Raw genomic sequence first — 26,115 nt, forward strand, 5'->3', positions numbered from 1 at the left:
CGGGGGTTAATCAAAGAAGCGAGGGCTTGTTATGAGACAGGCAGAGAGTTCGATTCGCTTGAGGCAGATCGAAGACTGGCAGTATTGAATGAGTCTGAGATGTCATATTCTCCTCAACAGACTTTCTTCCAAAGTTTAATAATAAGCGTAGCAACAGCGATATCGTTCCCGAATATTCGGATTAGTACACTTTGCTTTAAGGATAACCGGCCGTCTGTCTCTACTGAGCCGTATGGTGTTGTCGAGAGTCCGCGTGACATCAAAAATACTCGTCACTTAGCGGTGTGCTTACAATCTGCTACGCAAATAGACATCGATGCACCGTTGCGCACCTTGGCGATTGAGGTGCTGGAAGCTTTTTCTCAAAAGAAAATCAAGACCTCGGAATTATGGCGAGAGGTCGTGCCGTTAGCGGCAATCCCCGATAAAGAATTTGTCTTTCTCTTAATCAGCCGAACCTTTGATGCACTGACTCACCACCAAATGCTGGATCAATCCGTACTGCGAAGCCTGTCCGCAATGATACGGAATCTAAGCAGCGGGCTGATTAGCACAGGGAATTTAGTTAAGGTATTACAAGCTTTGAAGGAGCAGTTAAAGGACGTGCATCAAGAAGGCAATACCCAGGAGCTCTTGGCTTTACTGCAAACCACCTCGCAGCTATTAGACGCGATGGCGCACATTGGCGTCACAGGCATCCGCCGGACGGAATTGCAAGAACCATTGGATAAGATCCTTGGTGAATTTAGTCAGAATGAAGATCCTGCGATAAGCTTTCAAGCTCGTTATGCACGCCAAGCACTGGTGCATGTTCACAATGATGAGAGCTCCGTGCAAGCAGTGATGCGCCGTCTCTTTGGATTAGCCAAAGGTGGTTTAACCCTGGCCGGCGCGATCCACAGGTTAGATCCCGCTAAATTACTGGAGACCGTTGAGAATTTCAGCACGGCTTTCGCTGGTACGGACGAGATACTTAAGCGCCTGACTGAGCTGGCAAAGGAAGCAAAAGATTTCATTTCGAGCGCTAAAGAAGGGGGGGCAACAATCCGTGAAGCGCTGACAACGACATGGAAACATCGCTGGTATGCAGCGCTGCAATTTATGGATGTCTTCATAGAAGCAGGCCAGTTTGTCAAACTTGAGAAATTTTCTCGTGAGAGCCAGTATAGCCACCACACAGACTTTTTACTGGGCTTATGTCAGCGCTTAGAGCAAATTGCTCGCACCCAAGAAGATGAAAAGATAAGTCAATCGGCTGTCACCTTTTTAGGTGACTTAGTACAAAACAAAACGAAGTGGGTACAGCATAAGAGTGTCGAGCAAGGGGTATTAAATGCGTTAGGGCGGTTAGCGATGCTACCGAACGGACCGCTACAGACACACGCTCAGAAGATTTTAAGCGAGGTAGCGCCCAGGTTAAGTTCGGCTCAGCAAACCGGGGCAGACACCTATGTGCCGCCAGTCTGGGATCCGATCTGGCGAACACCCCCTACTGAGCTCTTAAGGGACGTCCGTTTAAACCAAGCGCAAAAACGGGATCTACAACGTCAATATGTTCCGTTGGCCACTTTAGGTCAAGATATCGACGCCCTAGGAGGCACATATTTAAAGAGCCTAGAGGAAGAGGGGGAAGCCAAAGACGCTCTCTCGATGTATGTGGCACTACAATGCACCACAACTGTGGTCGGAAGCCCTCCTTTTGATTTAAACGATGCCGTCAATACTTTCCTAGATTCAGACAAAAAAGTGCTCTTACTATTAGGCGGAGCGGGTTCAGGTAAATCTACCTTTAACCGGCTTCTTGCTCAACGCCTATGGCAAGAGTACCGCGAAACGGGAGAGGCATCAGATGAGCTCCGAATTCCGCTTTATATTTCTCTATCTACGCTGAAAGATCCGAGTCTAAACTTGATCTCCGAATATTTCAAACAGGAGGGCTTTACGGAAGCGCAGATAGAGGCTTTGCGCACCACGCGGCGCTTTGTCTTTATATTAGATGGCTATGATGAGATCGCGCAACGCGCGCGGGCCTTCTATGCGGATAACAGGCTGGACCGTTGGCAAGCGCAAGTGATTATCAGCAGCCGGCCAGAATATTTAGGCCGCGGCTATCAAAGTAAATTCCAACCACCAGATAAGACTCGTTTATTCGAAGAGTATTGGCTGGCACCTTTCTCAGATAAATCAATTGAAAACTATATCGATCGATATGTGAAGCATGTCAAGCCGAAGTGGGGTGCCAAAAAATACAAGCAGGCTTTTAAAGATACAACAGATTTAAAAGAGCTGGTGCGCAGCCCTTTTATGCTGAGGATGGCCTTGGATGTTTTGCCCACGCTAGAAATGCTGCACAGGAACGGGGAGTCATGGCTGACGACTCGAGTGGCGCTGTATGACAAATTTGTAGAAAACTGGTTTGCGCGTTCGAAGGAACGTTTAGAGCGCATTCAATTAAAGCCAGTGGAACAAGAGGTATTTGATCACTTAGATGAAAGTGGCTTTGTAGGCCATGGCATGGTGTTTAGCCAAGAATTTGCGGTGAAGATGTATCAGCAAGAAAAAACCCCGTTCGTCGCAACATATTCAGAGGCAAGCGATGCCGGGAAAGGGAATTGGCGTGAGGAATTTTTAGGAAGCGCTGAAAAGGCGCGACTACTCCGCTTTAATGCGCCCTTAATCCGCCAAGGTGGTAACCAATATAAATTTATCCACGCATCAGTACAGCAGTATTTTGTGGCTCGAGCGTTATGGGAAAATCTGAAAGGGCCAGCTGACACCGGACAGTTAGGCGTATCCGACAATTTGAACATAATGAAAGATCTGAGAGTGCTATGGGAAGAGCCGGAACATCACATTGAGCTTGAACCGTTGGCGTTGTTCAACACCCTAAATATAGTGGAAGATCCAGGGGTGCTGAGTTTTTTAATAGAGCGAGTGCAGCAGGAGCAAACGTTGGTAAAGCCGCTCTTAGATTGGATGAAGGCCTCGAAAGCACTAGATGGCTTTGAAAAAGCGGCGGCGAACGCGCTCACAATTTTGGTCAAAGCTGGGGGACGGTTGAGTGGATTGGATCTGAGTAACATCAAGGTGCCTGGAGCGGACTTACGTTATGGGGTTTTTGACCGAACGCAATTTAGAGAGGCGAATTTAAGCAAAGTAAAATTGCAAGGCGCATGGTTGCGTGGGGCGAATTTGGAAAGGGCGACGCTGGATGGGGTGGACTTTGGAGCGTTGCCTAGTTTAGAGGTGGGTAGCAATGTTAATAGCTGCTGTTATTCATCCGATGGGTACTGGTTGGCTGTTGGCATGCTTGGTGAGATTAAATTGTATCAAACTAAGAATTTGAAGCTAGTGCATACCCTTGAAGGGCATAGGGGTTGGGTGACGAGTGTGGATTTTTCGACAAATCGCCAATTCCTTGCATCGGGGAGTCGGGATGGAACGGTGAAGCTATGGAAAATGGGAAACAAAGAAGCACTGCGTACGCTTAATGGGCATTGTGGCGGAGTTTTGAGTGTGAATTTTTCGCCAGATAGTCAGTTCTTGGTGTCGGGGAACGAAGATACGACGGTGAGGCTGTGGAGCGTGGAAAGTGGGGAAGAGTTGCAGACGCTTAAAGAGCATAGTCGCTGGGTGAATAGTGTAAATTTTTCACCAAAAGGCGGGGTTCTGGCGTCGGGGAGTTCAGATGATACGGTGAAGCTGTGGAAAATAAGAAAAATGAGAAACGAAAAAGCGCAGCTGCTGAATACCAGTAAGCTTAATGGGCATTGTGGCGGGGTTTTGAGTGTGAATTTTTCGCCAAACGGCGAGATCCTGGCGTCGGGGAGCGCGGATAGAACGGTGAAGCTGTGGAGTGTGGGACGCGAGGAAGAATTGTATACGCTTCAGGGACATAGTAGTTGGGTGACGAGTGTGAATTTTTCACCGAATGGCGAGGTTCTGGCATCAGGGGGTAATGATCAAACGGTGAGGCTATGGAGCGTGGAAAGCGGGGAAGCCTTGCATACGTTTGAAGGGCATAGGGGTTGGGTGACCAGTGTAAATTTTTCACCGAACGGCGATTTCCTGGCGTCGGGGAGTGATGATCAGACAGTGAAGTTGTGGAGCGTGGAACGTCGAGAAGCGTTGCATAGATTTCAAGGGCATAGGGGGTGGGTGACGAGTTTGGATTTTTCACCGAACGGCGATTTCCTGGCGTCTGGGAGTGAAGATGGAACGGTAAGGCTGTGGAGCGTGGAAAGTGGAGAAGAGCTGCGTACCCTTAAAGGGCATAGTGGTGGTGGGGTGTGGAGTGTGAGCTTTTCACCACTAAATAGTAAGTTCCTGGCGTCGGGGAGCGAAGATGGGACGGTGACGCTGTGGAATGTAAAGAGCGGAAAAAAGTTACATATGTTTAAAGGGCATCGTGATGGGGTGACTAGTGTGTGCTTTTCATCAAACGGTGAGACCCTGGCGTCGGGAAGTTGGGATGGAAAAGTGAAGCTATGGAGAGTGAGAGGTGGAAAAAAGTTGCATATGCTTACAGGGCATAATGTTAAAGTGGAAAAAGTAATTTTTTCGCCGAACGATAAGTTCCTAGCGTCGGGAGGGTGGGATGGAAAAGTGAAACTATGGTCGGTAACAGGCGAATGTATAGCAACGTTTGAAGGGCATAGTGATGAGGTGCGGAGTCTGAGTTTTTCACAGCCAAGCGGAGAATTTCTGGCGTCTGCGAGTAAAGACGGGGCAGTGGGGCGGTGGAATGTGGAAAGTGAAGAAGAGTTGCAGATGCTTGAAGGGCATAGTGATGAGGTGTGGAGTGTGAGCTTTTCACCACTAAATAGTAAGTTCCTGGCGTCGGGGAGTTGGGATGGGACAGTGAAACTGTGGTCGGTAGAAACAGGCGAATGTACAGGAACGCTTTCAGGTTTTGTTGGGTTGATCGATTCAATGGTGTGGCAAGAGCCTTCTGAACGTGGCATTCAAATGGTAGCAGGTGGAAGAGGTAGTGCGGTTCATATTTGGCAGGTAGGACCTCAAGAAAATAATAGGGAAGTCAGTTTATATTGGACCTCATCTCAAAACGAGCTGACCTTAGCCGATATGTCTATTGAGAGGCCCCAGAGTTTAAGTGCAATGAATGCTCGCTTGATTGAACAAAGGCCAAGAAATTCCGCACGAAGAAGACTTGGCGAAGCATCCTCAGAGGAGAGATAATCTATTGAAAAATTCTTCTAAAAAGAAGATTTGATCCTCGGCCCCAAGTTTCCTGAAATAAATGAGGAGGAAGCCACAGCATTCTTCTGTATATTGGCCGTAGCTGTTGATGAAAATCCTTCAATTCGATACTGAGTCACACTATTGCTACAAACACCGACTTTGAGTCCTGCTTTGAGCTAGTTTTTTGCCATGGAACAAAGCGGACATTTCATTTATTCGCGACATATATGCTTGACGGAATCGCTTATCCTGACTAGGCTTAAAATCAGCCTTTCATCTGAACTTGTAAGTAAAAGAGGTTCGAGCTAGCAGTTGATTCGGCTTCATTAACATGGGTTAAAGGGGCTATGCGAGCCTCAAGCTTGCAAAGCGTTCATTCACTTTGAAAAGGATGTGGGTTCGCGATAGGGTGCTCAAGCAAGTGGCGATGAGGTGGCAAGGTCGAGTCGCAACAACACTCGTCTGAAATCTACGAAGAGGCTTGACAAACTAGAAGGGGCTCATATGTATTGTTATGATGCCAATAACAGTATCTAAAATCGGACATTCTCTTAAGTACATACCTCTCTACGATCTGGCTCACTACCTCAAAGAGGGTCAACAGTACTTAGACCAGGCTCGTCAGCAGAGAGATAAAGATTTTTTTAAAGCCCAGCGTTCATTCATCGAAGCGCAAAACACTTTTAACAAAATTGATCCCTCTAAAAGGACTACAGAGGTTAGCAGATATTTGGCACTAGCTTACTTGGAATACGGTGATCTATTACTAGGTCAGAACTTAATCAAAGAAGCGCGTGCGAGTTATGAGGCGGTTCAAGCGCTCGATCCGTTTGAGGCAGATCGAAGACTGGCAGCATTGCATGAGTCTACGATCCCCTTCCTGCCTATTCAGGTCAGTGCACTTCACTTTAAATATAACCTGCCGCCCGTTGCGACTGAGCAATATGATGTTGTAAAGGATCCGCGTGACATCAAAAACACCTGCCATTTAGCACTATGTCTACGGTCCTCTCCACACGCAGCGCAAGAATTAAACGAATTAGCTAGTAATGTATTAGAAGCCTTCAGACAACGAAATGATAAAAATTTGAATATATGGCGGGAAGTCCTTCCGTTAGCCGCGACGCCGGATCCGAAGAAATGCCGCGATTTACTCGATGAGGCCCATAAAGTACTGACTATGCCAGAAGGACTCATAAATCTAACGGCACTCCAAAGTATAGCCGTGATGATTCATAGCCTGCCTGAATCGCTATTTAAGAGCATTGTAGGAGATTTAGTCAACCTGTTTCAAGCTTTGATAAAGCGTTTACGCAGGAAACATCGGAAAGGCAAAATTCACGAACCTCAGCAGCTACTGCGTTCTATATCACAGGTTTTAGACGCAATAGCCAAAGCCGGGATCACCGGCATTATCCGTACCGAGGTACAAGAACCGCTCGATCAGATTTTATCGAAGTTAAGTAAAATACCAGAGCTACGCTTTCAAGCCTACTATGCGCGTCAAGCGCTGTTGCATATTCCCAATGATGAAGGCAGATGGCAAGAGATATGGCGTTGGAGTTCGAGTATGGTTTTAGGGACGGGTACATTAGCTAGTGCGGCGCGAACTATCGATCCGAATAAATTACTGGAGACGTTTGATCATTTTAGCGAGGTGTTTTCTGGTACGAGCGGGACCGTCAAGCGCTTAGCTAAGCTGGCTGATGAAATGAAAGACTTTGGTCCAAGTGTGTCGGGGGCAGGCACGACCAATCGCGAGAGCCTGACAAAAAGCAGACAACAGCACTGGTATGCAGCGCTGCAATTTTTGGATACTTGTTTAGAAGAAGGTCAATTTGTCCAATTTGAGCATTTTGCACGGCAGAGTCCATATGGCCGAAATGAAGCTTTCTTATTGGGCTTGTGCCAACGCTTAGAACAAATAGTTCGCACTCAAAAAGAGGAAGCCATTCAAGAAGCTGCTATTAAGTTCTTAGATGAGTTGGTACAAAACAAGAATAAGCAGTGGGAGCAATATGAACGTGTGCAGCAAGCCGTATATCATGCGCTAAGTCAGCTAGAAAAGGCAAAGTCTTTACCTGATCAGATACAAACACACGCCAAAGCAATGTTAGCACAATTGGCTCTAATTGCTCAGCCGGCCCCAATAGAAGGTGAAGTGGATGATTACATAGCGCCCGTATGGGATCCTGCTTGGAAGCAAGTCGGCACTCAATTGTTATATAAAGCTCGAGGAGATGATCATCTTTTAACTCGATCCCGAAGCGCCGTGTGGCAGAGCAAGGACTCACTTGCATCTTTAGGTCTGGAAGAGGCCATCCAAGCGTTAGAAGCCCAGTATGCAAAAGAGCTCGAAGAAGTGAATGAGATCAAAGATGCGCTCGCGATGTACGTGGCGCCGGGAGGCAACCTCACCATGGATTCGGCCGAGTCCTTTGATTTAGAATACAAAGTCAGCGCGTTTCTCGCCTCAGACAAAAAAGTGTTGTTACTGTTGGGCGAAGCATGGTCTGGCAAATCCACGTTTAACCGACATCTTGCTCGCCGCCTATGGAGTGACTATAACAAAGCAAAGTCATCGCAGGAGCGTCCGATCCCATTATTCATTCCGCTGGATACCTTAAACAATCCGAGTAAAAATGTGATTGAGGAATATCTGAAAAAACAAGGTTTATCCGAGACGCAGATCAACGCATTGCGTGCCGAGCGGCGCTTTATCTTTATTCTGGATGGGTATGATGAGATCGCGCATCGCTCGCAGGCGTTTTATGCGGGAAATAAACTGGACCAGTGGCAAGCGAAAGTGGTGATCAGCAGCCGGCCAGAATACTTAGGGGAAAATTATCAGAAAGATTTTTATCCACCGGGCAGTCCAAGCTTATTGGAGGAGTGTCGTCTGGTCGGGTTTTCGGATAAGCGGATTGATGATTATATTGACAAATATGTTGAGAATACCAAGCCGCAGTGGTCAGCGCAGAGATATCAGCAGGCCTTTAAAGATCTGACTGAATTGAAAGAGCTGGTGCGCACGCCGTTTATGTTGAAAATGACGTTAGAAGTGCTCCCGACATTGAAAATCGAGGGAGAGCAAGCGAAGCTGACGCGGATCGGCCTCTATGAGAAGTTCGTGGAGAATTGGCTGAACCGATCGCAGGAAAGGTTAGCACGCATCCAACTTACACCCAAGGAACAGGAAGCGCTTGATGAATTGGATGAGGAATTTACGAGGCATGGCTGGGCGTATAGTCAGGATTTAGCGTTAGCGATGTATGAAAGGCGGTTGGTGTCGGTGACGTACTCAGCAGCGCAAGATTGGAAAAAACCGGATTGGCGAGCGTTTTATCTAGGAGACACGGAGGAAAAGACACGGCTGTTACGGTTTAATGCGCCGCTGTCGCGCCAGGGAGATCAATATCGATTTATTCATAAATCGATTCAGGATTATTTAGTGGCGCGCGGGGTGTGGGAAGAGTTGGAAAACTCGGCTGGAATAGAGTTATCAGCGGGTCCTGAGCCGTTGAACGGAATAAAGAATGTACAGGGTCTGTGGAGAGCGCTGAATGACTCGGATCAGGTCGATCAGGAAGGGGTATTGAACCGATTTAATCTGGTGGAGGATACAACGATTCAGCGGTTTTTAGTGGAGCGAGTGCAACAGAACAAAGCCCTGGTGAAACCGCTGCTGGCGTGGATCAAAGCCTCAACGCAGACAGGATCGGTCAGTCAGGGTGCGGCGAATGCGATCACGATTCTGGTCAGAGCGGGGATCCAGTTTAATGGGATGGATTTAAAGGGGATCCGAATCCCTGGCGCAGATCTGAGTTTTGGGATATTTGATTCGGCGCATTTACACGGGGCAGACTTAAGCGACGTGAAGCTTCGCACGAGCTGGCTGCGGGCAGCGAATTTAAGCGGCGCGCAGATGGCTGGAGTGCAGTTTGGCGAATGGGCGTATCTGAAAGAAGAGGGAGCGGTGAAATCCTGTGCCTATTCGCCGGATGAGAAATTCTGTGCGATGGGTCTTGATAACGGCGTGATTTGCATGTACGACACGTCAAGCTGGACAAAAATCCACACCTTGAGGGGCCATACCGGCTGGGTTAATAGCGTGGTGTATTCGCCGAGCGGCGCGCAGATCGCTTCGGGCAGTGAGGACAACACGGTGCGGCTGTGGGACGCGACAAGCGGCGCGCCTGGGCTCACTTTGAGGGGCCATACCGACTCTGTTAGGAGCGTGGTGTATTCGCCCAGCGGAGCGCAAATCGCTTCGGGCAGTGAGGACAACACGGTGCGGCTGTGGGACGCGACAAGCGGCGCGCCTGGTCTCACCTTGACGGGCCATACTTCCAAGGTTTTTAGCGTGGTGTATTCGCCCAGCGGAGCGCAGCTCGCTTCGGGCAGTAGTGACACTACGGTGCGGCTGTGGGACGCGACAAGCGGCGCGCCTGTGCTCACCTTGACGGGCCATACCAGCTGGGTTACTAGCGTGGTGTATTCACCGAGCGGAGCACAGCTCGCTTCGGGCAGTTGGGACCAAACGGTTCGTCTGTGGGACACGACAAGCGGCGCGCCTGGTCTCACCTTGAGGGGCCATACTGAGTCTGTTAGGAGCGTGGTGTATTCGCCGAGCGGAGCGCAGCTCGCTTCGGGCAGTAATGACAAAACGGTACGGCTGTGGGACGCGACAAGCGGCGCGCCTGGTTCCACCTTGACGGGCCATACCGGCTATGTTGAGAGCGTGGTGTATTCGCCGAGCGGAGCGCAGATCGCTTCGGGCAGTTATGACAACACGGTGCGACTGTGGGACGCGACAAGCGGCGCGCCGGGGCTCACCTTGACGGGCCATACCTCCTCTGTTACGAGCGTGGTGTATTCGCCCAGCGGAGCGCAGATCGCTTCGGGCAGTAGGGACAAGACGGTGCGGCTGTGGGACGCGACAAGCGGCGCGCCTGGTCTCACCTTGACGGGCCATACTTCCAAGGTTTTTAGCGTGGTGTATTCGCCCAGCGGAGCGCAGCTCGCTTCGGGCAGTAGGGACAAGACGGTGCGGCTGTGGGACGCGACAAGCGGCGCGCCTGTGCTCACCTTGACGGGCCATACCAGCTGGGTTACTAGCGTGGTGTATTCGCCGAGCGGAGCGCAGCTCGCTTCGGGCAGTAGGGACAAGACGGTGCGGCTGTGGGACGCGACAAGCGGCGCGCCTGGTCTCACCTTGAGGGGCCATACTGAGTCTGTTAGGAGCGTGGTGTATTCGCCGAGCGGAGCGCAGATCGCTTCGGGCAGTGGTGACAACACGGTGCGGGTGTGGGACGCGTACAGCGGGGCGGCGGTGCACACCTTAAAAGGTCATGCCGGCGATGTTAATAGCGTGGTGTATTCGCCGAGCGGCGCGCAGCTTGCCTCGGGCAGTGAGGACTACACGGTGCGGCTGTGGGACGCGACAAGCGGCGCGGTGGGGTTCACCTTGAGGGGCCATACCTTCTATGTTACTAGCGTGGTGTATTCGCCCAGCGGAGCCCAGATCGCTTCGGGCAGTGAGGACAGAACGGTGCGGCTGTGGGAGGTTGTTTCGGGTGAGTGTCTCAGCGTCATTCAAGCGTTTGGCAGGCCAGTTTATAGTGTGGCCTGGACGGAGCTAAATGGACACCAGTATTTGGTGACCGGTAGCAAAGATCAGTCCGTGCGGCACTGGGAGATCCAAAAAGAGCCGGAAGGCGATCAGATGAAATTGTGTTGGAGTTCAAAGCATGAAGCGTTGTTCGTAAAAGATATGTTGATCGAAGGGGTAGAAGGTTTGAGTGAGATAAATAAGAAGCTGCTAAAGCAAAGAGGCGCGATATGTACTAGTCAACATTTAATCTGACGGCACAGTAAATTTAGTTAACTGGATTGTCAGGAGCCTGTCAGAAATTAATGAGATGGTCCCCCCACTGTCTAAACTGTTTAAGTTAGTGGGGAATTTTACGGAGGCCATCAATGGATAAGGTAACGCTAATAGGAATCGATTTAGGTAAGACATCCTTTCATCTTCATGGACAAGACAAAGCAGGAAGGATGATGTTTCGCAAGAAAGTGACGCGCAAGCAATTGCTGACGTTTTTCAGCAACTTTCATTCAATCACAGTGGTCATGGAAGCGTGCGCTGGAGCCCACCATATGGCTCGCAAGCTGAAGGAATTCGGGCATCAGGTTAAACTCATTTCTCCGCAATTTGTGCGCCCATTCGTCAAGAGCAACAAGAATGACTTTGCAGATGCCGAAGCGATTTGTGAAGCGGCCTCAAGGCCTTCAATGAGATTTGTGACGCCAAAGACAGAATCGCAACTCGCGTTATCTGCTCTGCACCGAGTACGCGAAGCGTTGATTAAGGATAGAACTAGCACAATCAATCAGATTCATGGTTTTCTGCTCGAATTTGGTGTGAGTTTGCCGGTTGGACACGCGGTTATTAAGCGTTTGCCTGCCCTATTAGCTGAACACCCACTGCCACCCCGGTTAGTGGCCATGCTAGAACGGTTGCACGCGCACTATAAGTATCTCGCTGAACAAGTAAGCGATATCGAGAAGGAATTGCACACGCAATTGGCCGATGACGAGATTGCCCAGCGGCTCATGACCATTCCAGGTATTGGCCCGATTACAGCGAGCGTGCTTGCGGCAGATATGGGCGATGGGAAACAATATGGTTGTAGCCGAGATTTTGCCGCATCTATCGGGCTTGTGCCGCGCCAATATAGTACGGGCGGTAGAGCCAACTTGCTGGGGATTAGTAAACGTGGCGATAAAAATATCCGCCGGCTCCTTGTGCAATGTGCTCGTTCCATTATGAAAAACGCTGATAAACGTGTCGATCAGCTTAGCCTCTGGATACAAATCATGCTGACACGACGACACTCGAATGTCGTCGCCTGTGCACTCGCCAATAAGCTGGCAAGAATCGCATGGGCAGTTGTTGCTCGCCATAAAGTGTTTGAAGAAAAGGCTTTTGTTATGCCTGCTTAAGCATGTTTTTTTAACAATTTATTAACACCCACCCACTGGTTTTGCGAACGCTGAAATTTGATGACGTAAACGGCACAGAGGCCCGGTGAAGAACCTGTTCACACAATAAGTCACTAAGACTGAGAAATTTTTTAGGATCACTGGGCGCGGCTCTCATCGTGGAGCAGGGAGATTTCTCCCTACAATGACTCCGAATAGATTTAGGCAAGCCACCACAGCATCAAAAATCAGTCTTGCAAAAAACGGGGGGACCATAGATTTGTGTGTCCGAAGCCACGGTTAAATTTTACAGCTTTTTATAGTGAAGCTGTAAAACGCTCGCCAAATAAGATGGCAAATTGAATTTTTGCAGTCCGCCATGTGATAGGTGGCATTTTCCAATCTTGAGTGATATTTCGCAAAGCTAAATAAATAAGCTTAATGGCAGCTTAGTGTTCTACTTTTAAAAACTATTAAAAATGGGGGGATTACCCTCCTACTTACGCTCATAAATAACAAACGCATAAGCAAAATCGTTTGGCGGTAAGCTACGATGTTTACTCCGTGTGATTTGTTTCCAGACTAGGGGATCAGGTTTAGGAAAAAATGCATCCCCGTCAAAATCTTGATCAATTTCAGTAATGATAAGTTGATCGGCGTGGCGTAACCCTTCTGCATAAAGCTGGGCTCCACCAATTAAAAAGGCACGTGGCGCACTAGCGCAAAGCGCCAGCGCAGCGGTTAAACTACTTACTGTTTCGCAGCCAGCAAAGACGCGCGTAGGGTCACGCGTAACCACAAGATTGCGCCGCCCAGGCAATGGCCGGCCAATCGATTCATGCGTTTTGCGGCCCATAATAACTGGCGCGCCCAGGGTTGTGCGTTTAAAAAAGGCCAGATCCTCAGGGAGATGCCAAGGGAGTTGATTATCCCGACCAATTACGCCATTACGGGCGCGCGCGACAATGATGGAAAGCTCAGTCATAGTTTAGACGGCGATCGGCGCTTTGATCGCGGGGTGGGATTGATAGTCGGTCAGAATAAAGTCCTCAAAGCGGTAACTAAATAGATCATCGGGTTTGCGTGCAAAGCTGAATTGCGGCAGCGGATAGGGCGAGCGCGTGAGCAGTTGTTTAACTTGCTCTAAATGGTTGAGATAAAGATGACAATCGCCGCCGGTCCAAATCAGCTCGCCAACCGTGAGCCCGCATTGCTGCGCTAGCATATGTGTCAACAGTGCGTAGCCGACAAGGTTAAAAGGCGTGCCTAAAAAGACGTCTTGGCTGCGGCAATACAGGAGACAGCTCAGTTTATTGTCGCTCACGTAAAACTGCGTTAAACAGTGACAAGGCGCGAGCGCCATGCGGCCCGCATGAACATTTTCCACGGGGGTTTGCGATTCGTCTGGAAAATCGGCGAGATTTAAAGCCGTGAGCAATAAGCGGCGTGAGTGCGGTCGTTCTTTGAGTTGCCTGACGAGCTCCGCAATTTGATCGATTGTGCCGCCATCGGGTTTAGGCCAAAAGCGCCATTGATGGCCATAGACTGGGCCTAGGTCACCGTTCTCATCTGCCCATTCATCCCAAATGGTAACGCCATGATCGTTTAAATATTGAATATTCGTATCGCCTTTTAAGAACCACAGCAATTCGTAAATGACGCTTTTAAGATGAGTTTTTTTGGTGGTGACAATAGGTAAACCTGCCGCGAGATCGAAGCGTAATTGACGGCCAAATACGCTCAAGGTGCCGGTACCGGTGCGGTCTGGTTTAAACGTGCCGTTGCTGAGAATATCCTGTAAGAGTTCGTGGTAAAGCTTCATGATGTGTCAAATGGCTAAAGAGAGTCCGTGCTGATGTGCTTCATTAAAAATCTGCAAATCGCCTGCGGCAAGTTTGTGGTGATCTGAGAGTACGCGCCGCCAGCCGCGCGCGCCGGGCATCTCATGATATAGGCCAAGTATATGCCGCGTCATGGCGCCTAAATAAGTGCCGTGCTCAAGCTCCTGCGCAGCATAAGCAATAAATTCTGCTTCAATTTCCGCCCGTTGTGGCATGGGGGTGGCGGCCTGGTAGAAAGCGCGGTCAACGCTCGCTAATAACCAAGGTTGGTGGTAGGCTTGGCGGCCGATCATAACGCCATCTACCTGAGCCAGGTGTTCTTCAATCTGTTCAAGGGTTTGAATGCCGCCATTTAAAATGATTTCAAGCTCGGGGAAGTCGCGCTTTAAGTGGTGAACGTAATCGTAGCGGAGCGGGGGAATCGTGCGGTTTTCTTTCGGGCTGAGTCCACCTAAGATCGCATTGCGGGCGTGCACAATAAAAGTGCGGCAACCCGCATCCGCTACAGTTCCCACAAAATCGCGCACAAATGCGTAATCCGTTCGGTCGTTAATGCCAATGCGGTGTTTTACGGTGACCGGAAGAGATACTGCGTCGCACATTGCGCGCACGCAATCGGCGACCAGCGCGGGCTCTGCCATGAGACAGGCGCCAAATGCGCCGCGTTGCACGCGCTCAGACGGACAGCCGCAATTCAGATTGATTTCATCATAATTCGCGGTGGCGGCAAGTTTGGCGCAGCGGGCTAGCTCACTGGGTTCGCTACCGCCAAGTTGTAATGCAAGCGGGTGCTCTTTTTCGTTAAATGCAAAATGTTGTTCGGCATTGCCATGCAATAGGGCGCCTGTGGTCACCATCTCTGTATAAAGCCAGGTATGGCGCGTTATGAGTCGATGGAAGTAGCGGCAGTGACGATCCGTCCAGTCCATCATAGGCGCGACGCAAACGCGGCGGCGACTGTTTATCCCAACTGAGGACACGTTAGGTAGCGCTGCATCCGCGTTGACGCCATTGCGCAATATATTCTGAGTCATGAAAAAGTCATAAATTGAAGCTGCTTTTGTAGATACATCAACAATCGCACTTCAGGGAAGAGTGACTGAGTCACTCATAAAAACTATAAAAAAATATATTTTAACTGATAGTCTGATGGCGCAGCTCAAAGGTTAAGCCTAGCGAAAGAAATAAGGGGTTTGAGGAAGCGTTAAGAGGATGGAGGATAGAGTTTAAAATGCGCTCGGTCGGATTAAGCCAACTACGATGCCTTCAAGGGCGAAGTCTACCTGCTCAGGTTCAATCACCAAGTTAGGGTAATCCGGGTTTTCCGCAATCAGCTCCACTTTTTTGCCGTGTCGCTTGAAGCGTTTGACCGTGACCTCATGATCAAGCCGGGCGATGATTAGCTGGCCGTCTTGAGCTTCAGGTTGACGCCGTACCGCAAGTAAATCCCCATCTAGAATGCCTGCATCGCGCATCGATAGGCCGCGTACATGCAGTAAATAATCCGGCCGGCTGGCGAATAAGGAGGGGTCGCATTGATAATGTTGAATAATATGTTCGGTAGCGAGAATCGGGCTGCCTGCGGCTACGCGGCCAATCAAGGGGAGTGATAGTTGCATGAAGCTGGCGTCAGGTAGCGTAGGCTGGCGCGACCTGGCTTGGGTTGCGGCCGTTTTCAGCTTGATGCCGCGCGAGGCGCCTGCAGTGAGTTCAATCACGCCTTTGCGCGCCAGTGCTCGGAGATGCTCTTCAGCCGCGTTAGCTGAGCTAAAGCCAAGCTGAGCGGCAATTTCTGCCCGGGTTGGGGGAAAGCCGCTTTGCTTAATCGCGTGGCGGATCAAATTGAAAACTTGCTGTTGCCGTACGGTGAGTTTGGGCATAGTGTGATTACGTATTTAAGCGAATGGGCCTGTTTTTTTATACAGTATAAAGCGTTTTGTATATGAATGAAAGCCGGTGCTTGCTTTCTGCTGCCAGGCAGCCGTAGTTTGTCTGGCGCCGTGACGGCATTGAGCTTTTGTTGGCATAACCGGCAGCGGGTTTGTCGTTCGTGTTTATACAACAGTGTTGGCTAGCGTTTGCTTAAGTTTCGGAGTATTGTTCGCCCGTTTTGAAATAAGTTCGCGTCATAGGTGTTTGAGTTGCGCTCGGTTCGCCATGATATTCATAGCCGGCTTATTTTGTTCCCCTCTCAGCGATTTAATGGAATGCTTGCAGATTTTCTTCCCACCTCAGCTTCTTCTGCATCTTCTGCGTGTTTGCCGCGGATTGCTGTGGTCGCTACGGGCGGCACGATTGCCGGCGCGTTGACCGGGACCACGGCCGCTGCACCGGCGGCGGTTTCGTTAACCGCTCATTATCAAGCAGGCATATTGGAGATTGAGGACTTGCTTGAAGCGCTGCCAGTGCTAGCTTCAGTGGCCCATATCGAAGCTGAGCAAAGTGTTCAAATAGATAGCAAGGATATGACACTGGCTTATTGGTCGCAGCTTGTCTATCGTGTGAATGCGTTGCTGACGCGCGCCGAAATTGATGGGGTGGTGATTACGCATGGCACAGATACGCTTGAAGAAACGGCTTTTTTGCTCCATTTAGGGGTTAAAAGCTCCAAACCCGTGGTGCTTACCGCCGCTATGCGGCCCGCTACCGCACTGTCGGCGGATGGGCCGCTGAATCTTTTTAATGCAGTGACGGTCGCGGCGCATCAAGCGGCGATTGGCCAAGGCGTGTTGGTGGTTTTAAATAACCAAATTCATTGTGCGCGTGATGTAACTAAGACGAGTACTTATGCAGTAGACGCATTTCGCTCACCGGAGGTCGGTGCGCTCGGGTGGGTGCAAGATGGACGGGTCGAATTTCAGCGTGCGCCGCAACGGCGACATACCTGCGCGAGTGAGCTGGAGGCGCCGCTTGAGGCTTGGCCGCTGGTTGAAATTGTGATGAATTATGCTGGAGCATCCACGGTTTTAGTCGACGCGCTCATGGCGGCGGGGGTGCGCGGTATTGTCGCCGCGGGGACTGGCAATGGTTCACTGGGCGCCCCCTTGCAACAGGCGTTGGCCCAAGCAGTCAGGCGCGGGGTGGCAGTGGTGCGGGCCAGTCGAGTCGGAGCGGGGCATGTGATGCGTAATGGCGTTGTGCCTGATGATGAATTAGGTTTTGTGAGCGCAGGTACATTAAATCCATATAAAGCGCGGGTGTTATTGATGTTGGCGCTCAGCGGCGACCAGCCGGCGCCGACGAGTCGGCTGCAAAGTATCTTCGATACTTATTAAATCAGTGTTAAAATATTCAGTTGGTTCTGCTTGAGTCTTTGATAGGGCGTTCAAAAATTGGGCGTCATATATCCGGGTCACAGCGCAAGCCAAATCAGCAAGCCAGCGCATCCGGGGTGCCCATAGTCTTATTCGTTAAGCTAAAAATGGGTATCGCAGCTGGTTTTAGACCTAACCCTTATGGAGTATTTTTATGTCTATTACAATGCGACAAATGTTAGAGGCGGGTGTTCATTTTGGACACCAAACGCGTTTTTGGCACCCAAAAATGGCGCCTTATATTTTTGGCCAGCGTAACAAAATCCATATTATCAACCTCGAAAAAACGCTGCCGATGTTTCAAGACGCGCTGAAATATGTGCGTCAAATAGCGGCCAAGCGGGGGACGATCTTATTTGTTGGAACCAAACGTCAGTCACGCGAAATTATTGCTGAAGAAGCTGCGCGCGCTGGGATGCCTTATGTGAATAGTCGCTGGTTGGGCGGTATGCTCACCAATTTCAAAACCCTGAAATCATCGATCAAAAAACTAAAAGAAATGGAAGCGATGGTCGAGGCAGGCGAACTTGAGCGCATGAGCAAAAAAGAAGCGTTGATGTTTGAGCGGAATCTAGAAAAGCTGGATAAATCGCTCGGCGGCGTCAAGGATATGGGCGGGATGCCAGACGCGATTTTTGTGGTCGATGTGGGTTATCACAAAATTGCCATTACTGAAGCGAAAAAACTCGGTGTGCCAGTGATTGCGGTGGTGGATTCTAACCACTCGCCAGAAGGCATCGATCACGTGATTCCAGGTAATGATGATTCCAGTAAAGCGGTCGCACTGTATGTCCGTGGCGTGGCTGACGCGATTCTCGAAGGTCGCGAAAATGCTTTGCAGGGATTGGTTGAGGAAGTGCGCGGCGAGAGCTCTGAAGACGAATTTGTTGAGGTTAATGAAGAGGCGTAAGCTGTTTTTTCTCGGTTAAGAGAAGCGGCTGGGTGGACCCAGATGAAATGGGCACCCCAGCTGCTGCATAGTCTGCTTGACCAGATAAATTAGATACTGCTAGAACGAGCAGGCTAAGTAAACCGGATTGATAGGAGTGAAGCATGGCGGAAATCACCGCAAGCATGGTAGCTAAATTGCGCGCTAAGACAGATGCGCCGATGATGGAATGTAAAAAAGCCTTGATCGAAGCTGAGGGAGATTTGACGCGTGCTGAAGAGTTGCTGCGCGTCAAGTTGGGTACTAAAGCGGATAAAGTTTCTGCGCGCGTAACGGCGGAAGGCATTGTGGCGACCCATATTGATGCTGCGACCCAAGTTGGGGCGTTGGTCGAATTGAATTGCGAAACAGATTTCGTCGCGAAAAATGATGATTTTATCGCCTTTTCAAAAAAAGTGGCTGAGCTTGTCGTGACTCACAAGCCGGCCGATCTGGCAGCGCTTTTGGCGCTTCCTTTGACGGGCGAGACTGTGGATGATGTAAGGCGCACCTTGATTGGTCGGCTGGGCGAAAGCCTAACCATCCGCCGCTTTGTCTGCTATCCCAGCGCGCATAAACTTGCCGCCTATTTGCATGGCACGCGGATTGGCGTGCTAGTCGAATATGATGGTGCTGATGAGCAGGTGGGTAAAGATGTTGCGATGCATATCGCCGCCATGAAGCCAGTCGCGCTCGCGGCGGATGCAGTGCCGGTTGAGCAGATTGAAAAAGAGCGTAAAATCGCCGCGGAAAAAGCCAGTGAATCCGGCAAGCCGGCTGAGATTGTCGCCAAAATGGTTGAAGGCAGTGTGCAAAAGTATTTGAAAGAAGTGTCGCTGTTGGATCAGCCATTTGTGAAAAACGATAAGCAAACTGTTGGGCAGATGCTCAAGGCTGCTCAGAGCTCTGTGCAGCGTTTTGCAATTTACGTTGCGGGCGAAGGGATTGAGAAACAGCAAGGCGATTTTGCGGCTGAAGTAGCGGCGCAAGTGGCTGCTGCTCAGTCAGCGTAAACGCTTATTTCGCAGAACTTGGCCGAGTTTTTTTGGGGCTAAGTTCTGCGCTTAATTGAAGAATTTTCATGTCAACCTCTATGCCAATTTCTGCCCCCCAGCGCTATAAGCGAGTATTGTTAAAGTTATCTGGCGAAGCCCTCATGGGTGATGATGCTTTTGGGATTAACCGGGCAACGATTGAGCGCATGGTGGCCGATATTGCAGAAGCGGTTCAGCTAGGTACGCAGCTTGCGGTGGTGATTGGCGGCGGTAATATTTTCCGCGGCATGGCCGGAGGCGCGGCCGGGATGGATCGGGCGACCGCTGACTATATGGGAATGCTAGGCACCATGATGAATGCGCTGGCACTGCAAGATGCGATGCGTCACGCTGGGATTGAGGCGCGCGTACAGTCGGCGCTGCGCATGGATCAAGTGGTTGAACCTTATATTCGCCCGCGCGCGATTCGACAACTTGAAGAAGGTAAAGTTGTCATCTTTGCAGCCGGAACGGGCAATCCTTTTTTTACCACGGATACGGCGGCAGCTTTGCGTGGTTCTGAAATTGGCGCAGAAGTTGTCCTTAAAGCGACTAAAGTAGACGGGGTTTACTCAGCCGATCCGCGCCGAGATCCGACCGCCACCCGTTACGCTACAATTAGCTTTGATGAGGCGATCAGCCGTAATTTACAAGTCATGGACGCCACTGCCTTTGCGCTTTGTCGTGATCAGAAACTGCCGATTCGCGTATTTTCGATTGTCAAGCCGGGCGCTTTAAAGCGGATCGTGCTTGGCGAGGAAGAAGGGACGCTGGTCCACGTATAAACATTCTGTGTGTATCGATTCATCGCCTTCGGGTTAGAGGTTGGCGCACAGTGGCGATTGGGAGCTTTAAATGAGTATAGCTGAGGTTAAAAAAAATATTGAGCACAAGATGGGACGCTCGATAGATTCATTCAAACAGGAACTTGCAAAAATCCGTACAGGCCGCGCGCATACGGGGCTGCTTGAGCATATCCAAGTCGATTACTATGGCTCTTATGTACCGCTTTCACAGGTCGCTAATCTGACGCTCGTTGATGCGCGCACGATTGGGGTTCAGCCCTGGGAAAAAAAGATGGTATCGGTGGTCGAAAAAGCAATACGTGAATCTGATTTAGGTTTGAATCCAGCTACGCATGGTGAGCTACTGCGGGTGCCGATGCCAGCGTTAACAGAAGAGCGTCGCCGCGAGTTGACGAAAGTCGTTAAAAGCGAAGGTGAAACCGCGAAAATCGTGATTCGGGGATTGCGTCGGGATGCCAAGGAACAACTCGATAAATTGGTTAAAGATGAAGGTGTGCCAGAAGATAGCGGACGCCGCGCGCAGGATGACGTGCAAAAATTAACCGATAAATTTGTTGCTGAAATCGACGAATTGGTGCAAACCAAATCGAGCGAAATTATGAAGGTGTAAGGCGTCGCCCTTGCGGGTCTGTGAAACAGCTATGACCTATACAAGCTCTACCATAGAGGCGCCAGCTGCAGCTCAGTGTCCGCGGCATATTGCCATCATTATGGATGGTAATGGTCGTTGGGCGACGCAGCGGCGCTTGCCGCGCGTTGCCGGCCACACCAAAGGCGTTGAAACCGTGCGCAGCATGGTTGAAGCCTGTGTGCGGCGCAATGTCTCATATTTAACCCTGTTCGCTTTTAGTTCTGAAAACTGGCGCCGGCCAACGGATGAAGTTTCATTTTTGATGCGGCTTTTTGTCAGCGTGCTTGAACGTGAAATTGGCAAGATGCATGCGAATGGCATTCGGCTGCGCGTGATTGGCGATTTGACTAAATTTGAGTCCCACATCCAAGAATTAATACGTTGCGCTGAGGCAAAGACGGCAAATAATCAACGCATGACACTGACTATCGCGGCTAATTATGGTGGCCGCTGGGACCTCACGCAAGCTGCTTATAAGCTGGCGGCGCAAGCCGTCGCTGCAAAAGAGGTGCCATCCATAGATGAGGTGGATTTATCAAAACATTTGGCAATGGCGTATGCACCAGAACCTGACCTTTTTATTCGGACTGGCGGCGAACAGCGTTTAAGCAATTTCCTGCTGTGGCAATTTGCTTATACCGAACTCTATTTCACAGATACTTTCTGGCCTGATTTTGATGCTCAGGCACTCGACCTTGCACTCGATTGGTATCGTCAGCGCGAACGCCGTTTCGGTCGCATCAGTGCGCAACTTGAAGCTCCAAAAAATTTGTTGTCATGTTAAAAACCCGCCTTATCACGGCTGTAATTTTATTGGCGGTGTTTTTGCCAATGATTTTTTGCCCAGGAACCACCCATTTATTAAGTCTGCTGGTGATTGGCGTACTGACGCTTGCGGCTTGGGAATGGGCGCGTTTATTGAAGCTCGCGCCTAAGCTGCGCATCAGCTATGCGGCACTCGTAGGCTTGCTGTTGAGTTGCTTGGCGCTCGCGCCAGCGCAAATTAAAGGTTCGTTGCAAGATGTGTCGCCCGGATTTTTTAGCGTGGGCGGGTGGTGGCCAATTTTGTACTGGATTGCGGCGCTTTTTTGGGGCGCAGTGGTGCCGTTTATTTTGCTGCGCAAACCCATGTTGGCGGAGGGCCCCTGGCGGGTATTTTTGTTGCTGGTGGGCTTTGTGGTTTTTGCCGTAGGTTGGGATGCGTTGATGGCTGCGCATCAGGTAGGGCCGACTTTTCTGATCTCGGTTTTGCTGGTTGTATGGCTGGCCGATAGCGGCGCTTATTTTGCTGGAAAGCGCTTTGGGCAGCATAAATTGGCGCCCTTAATTAGCCCAGGCAAGACTTGGGAAGGCGTGTTAGGCGCTTGGCTGTTGGTGCTAAGCAGCATGGCTGTGGTGGTCGGCGCAAGTCGCGCTTTCGGGGTGCCGCCTTTTGCCGCTTACGTTAGTTCTTTCAGTGGCTGGTTAGGTTTGCTAATTATATTAACCTTATTGGTTGGCGTTGGAGTCGCAGGTGATTTATTTGAATCATTGATGAAGCGCCAAGCCGGCTTGAAAGATTCAAGCGCTCTCTTGCCCGGCCATGGCGGGATATTAGATCGATTGGACGCATTGTTGCCCATGCTCACCCTGGCGGTTGGCCTGTATGGGGGACTGGTGCGCTTGGCTCCTCTCTAAAAGGCGTGCAACTTTAAGCGATATGAAACAGCGCCTAACTATACTTGGAGCCACTGGCTCAATCGGCGACAGCACGTTGGATATTGTTGCGCGTCATCCGGAGCGTTTTTCTGTATTTGGACTCAGCGCGCACCGTAATATTGATAAATTGCTTGAGCAGTGCTTACGTTTTAACCCGCAGTTTGCCGTGGTTGGAAATGCCGGCTTGGCGACTCAGTTAGCCGCTCAGTTAAAGAGTGCTGGCAGTCGCACGGAAGTAGCATATGGTGAGGCGGCGCTGATTGAATTGGCGCATGCCACGCAATGCGATACAGTGGTGGCGGCGATTGTGGGCGCGGCAGGGCTGGCGCCAACGCTTGCCGCCGCTTATGCGGGTAAGCGCATCTTGTTAGCCAATAAAGAAGCGCTGGTCATGTCGGGCGGCTTGTTTATGGCGGCGGTCCGCCACCATGGCGCACAGCTCTTTCCGGTAGACAGCGAGCACAATGCGATTTATCAATGCTTGTCCACCCGCGCTGGCGTCGAGAAAATTACTCTGACTGCATCAGGCGGGCCATTTCGCACCCGTGCCCTTGACTCGTTAGCTGAAGTTACCCCGGATCAAGCGTGTGCTCATCCGAATTGGCGCATGGGCCGCAAAATCTCGGTCGATTCAGCCACCATGATGAACAAGGGGCTTGAAGTCATCGAGGCGCATTGGTTGTTTGACATGCCGCTGCAGCAAATTGAAGTGCTGATTCATCCGCAAAGTGTGATTCATTCGATGGTCAGTTATGTGGATGGGTCAGTGTTGGCGCAACTTGGCAATCCAGATATGCGGACCCCGATTGCGCACGCGCTGGCTTTCCCTGAGCGAATTGCCGCGGGGGTTGCGCCGTTAGATTTAGCCGCGCTTGCTACCCTTAGTTTCGAACGGCCCCAACCGGAGCGGTTTCCTTGTCTAACCCTGGCCATCGAAGCTTTACGTCAGGGCGGTATCGCGAGTGCGGTGCTAAACGCGGCGAATGAAGTGGCAGTTGAGGCTTTTTTAAGTGGCGCATTACGCTTTACTTCAATTGCTGAAGTGGTGGCTGAGGTACTGGAACGGATTGAGCCTAGTACAGTTCATACGCTAGATGACATACGCGTCGCCGATGCGCGGGCGCGGCGCTTGGCGGCGGCAGAAATTGCGGCGCTAACAATATAGATTTGCTTGGGTTTAAGCGCTCGATCGAGTCAGGTTGGGTGAGGCGGTGTGAATTACAGCGCCGGCTGATTAGAGCATGGCCGTCTAGGAAATAAGATGGCATGTATCTGTTATGATTATTAGTTAAGTTCTTAGTTAAGGATAGATGTTGCTTCCACTTCGTTTTGCATTTAAGGCAGTTATGCTCGCTGCCGTCTCAGCCTATGCCACGCTGACGCACGCAGTCGCTCCTTTTGTGGTGAAGGATATTCGGATTGAAGGTCTGCGCCGGATTGAAGCAGGGACTGTGTTTGCTTATTTGCCGCTTAAGCAAGGCCAAGCGTTTACCGATGAAAAAGGTTCGCAAATGATTCGCGCGCTGTATGCAACCGGATTCTTTAGCGATGTGCGCGTGTTGGCGCAAGGCGATCTGGTCGTGGTTCAAGTGCAAGAACGGCCGATTGTGGCATCGATTGATTTTGCCGGGTTGCGCGAATTCGATAAAGAAAATCTCTCTAAATTGCTGCGCGGCGCACTGGGTTTGTCGCCCGGCCATTATTATGATAAAAATCTAGTCGACAAAGCGGCACAAGAGCTTAAGCGCCGTTATCTAACCCGCGGCTACTACGCCGCTGAAGTGACTACGACCGTCACGCCGTTTGAGCGCAGCCAAGTCAATCTGCTATTTTCTGTGACCGAAGGTCCGGTTGCTCGTATCCGGCAAGTCAATTTTATTGGCAATCAAGAGTTTAAGCGCAGCACGCTAGAAGATGAGATGCAACTCTCGCCTCCTAACTGGTTCTCGTGGTACACCAGGAATGATTTGTATGCGCGCGAGAAACTGGAAAATGACCTGGAAGGTATTCGTTCTTACTACCATGATAGGGGTTACCTAGAATTTGATTTTGAATCAACGCAGGTTTCAATTTCCCCTGATAAAAAAGACATTTATTTGACGTTTAACCTGCATGAAGGCAAGCCGTACACGGTGACTCATCTAGAGCTCAGCGGCGAGTTACTCGACAAAAAAGAGGAATTACTGAAGTTGGTTAAAATCCGGCCCGGTGAGCGTTTTTCAGCCGCGAAGCTGCGTGCCGCCAACAAAGCGCTGACAGATAGACTGGGTGAATACGGCTATGCGTTCGCTACGGTTACGCCGCAGCAAACGGTTGACCAACAGCAGCATACGTTAGCGCTTAACTTGCAAGTTAAGCTAGGGCAGCGAGTCTATGTGCGGCGCGTGAATGTGATTGGCAACAATCGCACGCGGGATGAAGTGATTCGGCGCGAAATGCGTCAATTTGAAAGCGCTTGGTTTGATGGGCAGCGGCTGAAATTATCGCAAGATCGAGTGAATCGCCTGGGCTATTTTACCGATGTGAATGTCGCTATGGCGCCGGTTGAAGGAACCAACGACCAAGTCGATGTTGATGTGAAAGTCGTGGAAAAACCGACTGGCGCAATCAACGTGGGTGCGGGATTTTCATCCACGGATAAGGTCGTGCTGTCAGCGGGCGTCTCGCAAGATAATGTATTTGGCTCGGGCACCAGCTTGGCTGTTAATGTGAGTACGGCTAAAACCCGTCGCACGCTGTCGGTTATGCAAATCGATCCTTATTTTACGATAGATGGCATTAAACGGATTACTGAGGCTTATTATCGGACCGATCAGCCGCTTCTATATGGCGGCTCAAGCCTGATGTCAGGTTCGAGTAATTTCAGAATCATCAGTATTGGCGGCAATCTGAAATTTGGTATTCCGTTTTCTGAGTTTGATACCGTTTATCTCGGCGCTGGTTTTGAGCAAGACCAAATGAAAGCAGATCAAACTGCGCCCAAAGCCTACCGCAACTACATTGATCAATTTGGTCGGGTGGTGAATAATGTTCCCATAACTATTGGCTGGGCACGCGACAGTCGTGATAGCGCTTTAGTGCCAAGCCGCGGTTATTACACGCAAGCCAATGGCGAGTTGGGTACACCGGCAGGTGACACGCAATATTACAAAATCGATTTGCAGCAACAATATTATTATTCGTTTGCGCGTGGCTTTGTGCTGGGCTTGAATGGGCAATTTGGTTATGGGCGCGGACTTTCCGGCAAACCGTATCCGATTTTTAAAAACTACTACGCAGGCGGGATTGGCTCGGTGCGCGGTTACGAGCCGGGTTCATTGGGTCCTAAAGATACCGAGAGTAACGATGCAATCGGCGGCTCTAAAATGTTAGTTGGCAATATTGAGCTTACTTTTCCGTTACCCAAAACAGGTTATGATCGTACGTTACGTTTATTTACTTTCATTGATGGGGGTAATGTGTGGGGCGCAGATCAACAAATGGCTTTGGGCAGCTTGCGTTATGGCTACGGCGTAGGACTAGCCTGGATTTCGCCAGTTGGCCCACTAAAATTTAGTTTGGGCTTCCCATTAAGCAAAAAGCAAGGCGACAGTTACCAAAAATTCCAATTTCAGCTTGGCACGGCCTTCTGAAGACTTATCTATTAAAATTTGTGCAGACACCTAATATAGAGGCGC

16 protein-coding genes and 1 pseudogene are annotated in these 26,115 nt (G+C 50.3%); 12 read left to right on the forward strand and 5 right to left on the reverse strand.

Features of this window, described 5'->3' with window-relative positions; genetic code table 11:
• The first annotated feature begins 99 nt into the window (after positions 1-99).
• The 3 genes from MCB1EB_RS04335 (at position 100) to MCB1EB_RS04345 (ending at position 12,207) form a co-directional block, all read left to right on the forward strand.
• Positions 100-5,199: an NACHT and WD40 repeat domain-containing protein gene (locus tag MCB1EB_RS04335; protein WP_161566178.1), complete on the forward strand. Its 5,100-nt coding sequence runs from the start codon at positions 100-102 to the stop codon at positions 5,197-5,199.
• A gap of 517 nt (positions 5,200-5,716) precedes the next feature.
• A complete protein-coding gene (locus MCB1EB_RS04340) occupies positions 5,717-11,068 on the forward strand; it encodes an NACHT domain-containing protein (protein ID WP_126353881.1) in 5,352 nt (1,783 codons plus the stop codon).
• A 113-nt stretch (positions 11,069-11,181) separates the two neighbouring features.
• On the forward strand, positions 11,182-12,207 hold the full coding sequence (locus MCB1EB_RS04345; protein ID WP_126353882.1) for an IS110 family RNA-guided transposase: 1,026 nt from the start codon (positions 11,182-11,184) through the stop codon (positions 12,205-12,207).
• 296 nt (positions 12,208-12,503) lie between these two features.
• Here MCB1EB_RS04345 and MCB1EB_RS12330 read toward each other — a convergent pair.
• The 5 genes and pseudogenes from MCB1EB_RS12330 to lexA form a co-directional block, all read right to left on the reverse strand.
• Positions 12,504-12,635: pseudogene (locus tag MCB1EB_RS12330) on the reverse strand (IS256 family transposase); the annotation flags it as partial.
• A 47-nt stretch (positions 12,636-12,682) separates the two neighbouring features.
• On the reverse strand, positions 12,683-13,171 hold the full coding sequence (locus MCB1EB_RS04355; protein WP_045362704.1) for a dihydrofolate reductase: 489 nt from the start codon (positions 13,169-13,171) through the stop codon (positions 12,683-12,685).
• 3 nt (positions 13,172-13,174) lie between these two features.
• Positions 13,175-14,008, reverse strand: a complete 834-nt coding sequence (locus MCB1EB_RS04360) for a thymidylate synthase (protein WP_026920790.1) — start codon at positions 14,006-14,008, stop codon at positions 13,175-13,177.
• Between the two features lie 6 nt (positions 14,009-14,014).
• Positions 14,015-15,007: a tRNA dihydrouridine(20/20a) synthase DusA gene (gene dusA, locus MCB1EB_RS04365; protein ID WP_045365706.1), complete on the reverse strand. Its 993-nt coding sequence runs from the start codon at positions 15,005-15,007 to the stop codon at positions 14,015-14,017.
• Between the two features lie 246 nt (positions 15,008-15,253).
• Positions 15,254-15,907, reverse strand: a complete 654-nt coding sequence (lexA, locus tag MCB1EB_RS04370) for a transcriptional repressor LexA (RefSeq protein ID WP_026920788.1) — start codon at positions 15,905-15,907, stop codon at positions 15,254-15,256.
• Positions 15,908-16,234: 327 nt separating this feature from the next.
• Between lexA and MCB1EB_RS04375 the strand changes: the two genes are divergently transcribed.
• The 9 genes from MCB1EB_RS04375 (at position 16,235) to bamA (ending at position 26,070) form a co-directional block, all read left to right on the forward strand.
• On the forward strand, positions 16,235-17,302 hold the full coding sequence (locus MCB1EB_RS04375) for an asparaginase (RefSeq protein ID WP_045362701.1): 1,068 nt from the start codon (positions 16,235-16,237) through the stop codon (positions 17,300-17,302).
• A gap of 193 nt (positions 17,303-17,495) precedes the next feature.
• Complete coding sequence (rpsB, locus tag MCB1EB_RS04380) at positions 17,496-18,251, forward strand: 30S ribosomal protein S2 (RefSeq protein ID WP_045362700.1); 756 nt, start codon at positions 17,496-17,498, stop codon at positions 18,249-18,251.
• Positions 18,252-18,394: 143 nt separating this feature from the next.
• Positions 18,395-19,282, forward strand: a complete 888-nt coding sequence (gene tsf / locus MCB1EB_RS04385; protein ID WP_045362697.1) for a translation elongation factor Ts — start codon at positions 18,395-18,397, stop codon at positions 19,280-19,282.
• An 80-nt stretch (positions 19,283-19,362) separates the two neighbouring features.
• The gene (gene pyrH, locus MCB1EB_RS04390; RefSeq protein WP_026920784.1) at positions 19,363-20,088 is read left to right on the forward strand and encodes a UMP kinase; all 726 of its coding nucleotides are present in this window, start codon (positions 19,363-19,365) and stop codon (positions 20,086-20,088) included.
• Positions 20,089-20,158: 70 nt separating this feature from the next.
• On the forward strand, positions 20,159-20,719 hold the full coding sequence (gene frr / locus MCB1EB_RS04395) for a ribosome recycling factor (RefSeq protein WP_026920783.1): 561 nt from the start codon (positions 20,159-20,161) through the stop codon (positions 20,717-20,719).
• A 31-nt stretch (positions 20,720-20,750) separates the two neighbouring features.
• Positions 20,751-21,524 (forward strand): polyprenyl diphosphate synthase, encoded by a 774-nt coding sequence (gene uppS / locus MCB1EB_RS04400; protein WP_045362693.1) that lies wholly within the window; start codon positions 20,751-20,753, stop codon positions 21,522-21,524.
• Entirely contained in the window at positions 21,518-22,417 is a 900-nt protein-coding gene (locus tag MCB1EB_RS04405; RefSeq protein ID WP_045362691.1) for a phosphatidate cytidylyltransferase, read from the forward strand. Before uppS ends, MCB1EB_RS04405 begins: the two co-directional genes overlap by 7 nt.
• A 22-nt stretch (positions 22,418-22,439) precedes the next feature.
• Positions 22,440-23,603: a 1-deoxy-D-xylulose-5-phosphate reductoisomerase gene (gene ispC / locus MCB1EB_RS04410; RefSeq protein ID WP_045362687.1), complete on the forward strand. Its 1,164-nt coding sequence runs from the start codon at positions 22,440-22,442 to the stop codon at positions 23,601-23,603.
• A 145-nt stretch (positions 23,604-23,748) separates the two neighbouring features.
• Positions 23,749-26,070 (forward strand): outer membrane protein assembly factor BamA, encoded by a 2,322-nt coding sequence (bamA, locus tag MCB1EB_RS04415; protein WP_045362684.1) that lies wholly within the window; start codon positions 23,749-23,751, stop codon positions 26,068-26,070.
• The last annotated feature ends 45 nt before the right edge of the window (positions 26,071-26,115 follow it).

Origin of the sequence: Mycoavidus cysteinexigens, from assembly GCF_003966915.1 — a bacterium.
GTDB lineage: Bacteria > Pseudomonadota > Gammaproteobacteria > Burkholderiales > Burkholderiaceae > Mycoavidus > Mycoavidus cysteinexigens.